Here is a 3,911-nt window from a genome sequence, read left to right as displayed (position 1 = left end):
CCCTACTAAATTTGTTGTAGGTTCTTTTATTGGGAATAATGGGTTAGATATAGTTTGTGCCTTAAAATTTGCTGAACTAGAAATTCCAAATGACTATCTTGGCGTTATGTGGACTGAGAGGGATAGACTGAAGCTTGGAAATTTCAGTTTGCTTAAGAACTAAAAGTTGCTGGATATGTTTTAAATACGAATAAGCTTATATAAATTAAATTTTATTGTTTAAGGAGCTACTCTAAAATTTCGCTGATTCAGTAGAGGGAGGCAAATTTTTGTGTAGGGTTTATCTTTATAAATGATCTTTTAATCCTTCATTGTAATAAATCCAACTAGACTCCTGCATTATTAGCAGGAGTCCGAAATTACATTGTTTAATCTGCTAAGCATTACAGAAATTAGCCCAATCTTTCATTAATCCCTTACGCTTTTCTAGATAAGCTCCACGTAAATAAGCAGCTTCCACTTCATCTGGTAGCTTATGAGCTAATACATGCTCACAAACTTCACGAGGGTAATTTGTTTTATCAGCTGACCAATCACGGAAAGTTGAACGGAAACCATGTGTCGTGATCACTCGATTTTGTTTAGGGTCAATATAGCCCACACCATCTTCTTTTAATTTCTTGTCATGCATCCGTTTAATTAACGTTGTTAAAGACATATCTGACAGCATACCACCGCGTGGGGCAGGGAAAATAAAATCATTTGGTTGAGGATGAATTTCTTGATAAAGTTGCTCAACTAATCTAATTGCTGTTTCAGATAAAGGAACTCGATGTTCTTTATCCGCTTTCATTCGTTCTTTTGGAATAATCCAGATTTTATTTTTAAAGTCGATTTCTTTCCATAAAGCACCAAATACCTCACCCGAACGACAAGCTGTAAATATTGCAAATTCTAATGCTCTGGGAGAAATTCCAACTTTTTTCTGTCTTAAGTCATGGATGAAATCAGCTACTTGCATATATGGTAGTGATGGATGAGGCTTAGATTGTAGTTTTAGATTACCAAGAATAGGTTCTAAATTACCTTTCCATGCAGCTGGATTATCTCCAACAAAATATTCCATAGCTTTAGCATAATCGAAAATAGTCTCTATTCGACCACGAACCCGTTTTGCTGTTTCATGTCTTTCTATCCAGATGGGCTCAAGTGCAGTAACAATATCTGCTTTCGTGATAGATCCGATTATGCGATCGCCTATAACAGGATAGATATAGGTTTCTAAGGTAGATGCCCACTGTGCAATATGTTTCTCATTTTTAAGTTCTAATGTTTTCTTCTGAATTACAATCTTGGCACATTCAAGGAAGGTCTTCTCACGCTGTTGTTGAAGAAGTAAAGCCTCGCGTTGTTCCTGTTTATGTCGGATAGGATCAATCCCGTTTCGGATTTGTAATCTTAATTCAGTAGCTTTTGCTCGAGCTTCAGCTAAAGAAACTTCAGGATAGGGGCCAAGACCAATATCACGGCGATGAGGTTTTAGTTTCCCATCTTTATTTAAACGTTTTCCAACAGTAGCACGTAAAATCCATACACGAGAATTACCTTCTACATTCAAACATAGGCCATCAACACCCCCTACAGAATGTCGTCCAGTCTCTTTAATTTTTGATACACTAAGTGCTGAAAGCTCTTTAGATTTTTTTGGCATACAATTTTTTACCCCACAACCTACCCCTCAAAGAATATTGGAGAGAGCTAGATTGTGCAAGACTGTATTGGATGCTTTTTATTTCAAAATATTGAATTATATAATTATTTAATATTTAATTGGACTGTATGAGACAAGTGTTAGACGGACACCGCTTCCGCCAAAATTCTTAAAAAGCCCTTGTTAATGACAAGGGCTTTTTTTTATCTATATTCTTTAGCACATAATAAATATGAATTATGACTTTTATATTTAATAAAAACTTATGAAAAATTTAGATGGCTTACTCAACAGAATTCAAGCAAAGACATTGAGTTTAGTTACTCATAGAGATGGAGCTACTGTATACAAAGCACAAACTACTCAAGGATATGTCTTTGTAAAAATGTATACACGTAAAGTAGATCGTGAAAGATATTGTGAAATATTGGATGAGCTTAGAGCGTTTTCATTGGCCCCAAAACTATTAAATCAATATGAATGGGAAAATTATTTCGTTGTTGTAATGAGTGCTTTAGAAGGGCAGCCAGTAAATAACATTTTAAAAAATTGTTCGAGAACAGAAAAATTATCCTTATTAAAAGAGGCAGGTGCATCTCTAGGAAGTTTTCATCGAGCGATTAGTCCTTCACGTTTATTTGAGATGAGCTTTTGGAAGGGGCGAGATGACTCTTCAAAAGATCCAACTTTATGGAATGAACATCTAAAATTAATGACAACAAAATGGATGTCACGTATTGATCCAACTAAAGCTGATTACAAAGAATTTAGTTATGAGCTAAGTGAGTTGCTTTTATATTGCAAAGACTTGCGGGAACCAATCCAATTTAGTCTTTTACATTGTGATTATATTGGTCGGAACCTTCTTGCAACTAGCTGTAATAAAATCTCTGGTGTTTTAGATTATGAAGCGGCTCGTATTGGTGATGCTGTTTATGATTTAGCAAAGATCGTTTGGTTGGATGTGGATTTCTCTGATTTAGAGTTAAGACATGCTTTTCTACAAGGTTGGGAAATGACTTATGGGGAAGTAGTACCTCAAAGGGAGTTTCTAACTTATGTCGGGATTCAATGTCTTGCAGCAATAGCATGGACAGATAAAAATAAGTCTATGGAAGGTAATACTATCTTTAGATCTTCAGCCATTAAGACATTAAAAATAGTATTAAAAGATTTGCAGACATAGTTTTAGTAAATTTTTAGTTTTACTCATAAATATTGCTGATTAACGGTAAATAATTTTATTGTTCAATTGCACGTATAGCACCTAAAGCAGCTACTTTTCTTCCCGCTTTTACTTTTGATATATCACAATCTTGCCAAAGCTCAGGAAGGCAGTTTTCTTTAGCAGACTTTAAAGCCGCGTCTAAATAACCGGGTAATTCTATTGTTCCTCCTCCTATTACTAATTGCGATGGATTTAAAAGATTAATAACAGTTGCTATTCCCAGACCTAAAGCTGTGCCTGCCTCTTTTATAACAGTTAAAGTTGGTTGATCTCCATTGTTAGCCATTAATGCTAGATTAGATGGACTGAGTGCACATTGCTTGGTAATTGCTGAGCCACTTGCAACTTCATCTAGTCTCTTAATTTCTCCATGATCCTTTACTGGTAAATAACCTAGCTCACCAGCCCAACCATTAGCTCCCAGTAAGGGTTTTCCATTTATTATGAATGCAGCCCCGATACCTGTACCAATCATAATAATGCCACTTGCGGCATGAGACGAGGAATCATTTAGTTCTGCATGCATGGCAGCTTTTACATCATTTAAGATAATTGTTTTACTACATAATAATTTTAATGCGTCATTTCCTTGCCAACCTATAAATGCTGGTAGCACATCACAATTAACAATGTGTCCAAATTCATTAATTAAACCAGGTACTGCTAGGCTTATGCTGTGGGGCTTAATTCCATGTTTAAAAATAAAAGATTGTAGGTGTGATATTAATTCTTCTGGAGTGAATGAAATTCCTGTACTAAATATTTCCTCAATTTCATCACATAATATCAATAATTTAGTGCCTCCAAGATCTACACCAATTTTCTGTGTTTTCATCAAATGCCTTAGATAAAAAATTATTTTCTAAATTTTAACGTGTCTACATGATAGTGTTTTTATAATTATCAGTAATTCTGTAATAACTTTTTAAATTTAATTCAAATGAAGATCTATCATTTTCCTTATACCGAATATTCGCGTATGTATAACAAATAGTTGTTTACTAATTTTTCTATTTTTTACCCCTTTATAAA

3 protein-coding genes are annotated in these 3,911 nt (G+C 34.5%); 1 reads left to right on the top strand and 2 read right to left on the bottom strand.

Translation table 11 applies throughout. The features are described from left to right. Positions 1-376: 376 nt before the first annotated feature. The gene (locus HUN22_RS15940; protein ID WP_174731389.1) at positions 377-1,651 is read right to left on the bottom strand and encodes a tyrosine-type recombinase/integrase; all 1,275 of its coding nucleotides are present in this window, start codon (positions 1,649-1,651) and stop codon (positions 377-379) included. Positions 1,652-1,916: 265 nt separating this feature from the next. Between HUN22_RS15940 and HUN22_RS15935 the strand changes: the two genes are divergently transcribed. Continuing rightward, positions 1,917-2,837, top strand: coding sequence for an aminoglycoside phosphotransferase family protein (locus tag HUN22_RS15935; RefSeq protein ID WP_174731386.1), 921 nt, complete (start codon positions 1,917-1,919; stop codon positions 2,835-2,837). 55 nt (positions 2,838-2,892) lie between these two features. On the opposite strand, the gene HUN22_RS15930 is transcribed toward HUN22_RS15935, so the two are convergent. Further along, positions 2,893-3,714, bottom strand: coding sequence for an ROK family protein (locus HUN22_RS15930; protein WP_174731383.1), 822 nt, complete (start codon positions 3,712-3,714; stop codon positions 2,893-2,895). Positions 3,715-3,911 lie beyond the last annotated feature (197 nt).

The sequence above is a fragment of the Acinetobacter lactucae genome, assembly GCF_013344765.1.
GTDB classification, from domain to species: Bacteria; Pseudomonadota; Gammaproteobacteria; order Pseudomonadales; family Moraxellaceae; genus Acinetobacter; species Acinetobacter lactucae_A.
Note: the sequence above shows the minus strand (reverse complement) of the source record. Positions and strands in the feature narration are given on the sequence as shown.

Excerpts from the sequence above, each read along its gene's own strand:
- HUN22_RS15940 (WP_174731389.1), bottom strand. The coding sequence starts at position 1,651 with ATGCCAAAAAAATCTAAAGAGCTTTCAGCACTTAGTGTATCAAAAATT.
- HUN22_RS15935 (WP_174731386.1), top strand. The coding sequence starts at position 1,917 with ATGAAAAATTTAGATGGCTTACTCAACAGAATTCAAGCAAAGACATTG.
- HUN22_RS15930 (WP_174731383.1), bottom strand. The coding sequence starts at position 3,714 with ATGAAAACACAGAAAATTGGTGTAGATCTTGGAGGCACTAAATTATTG.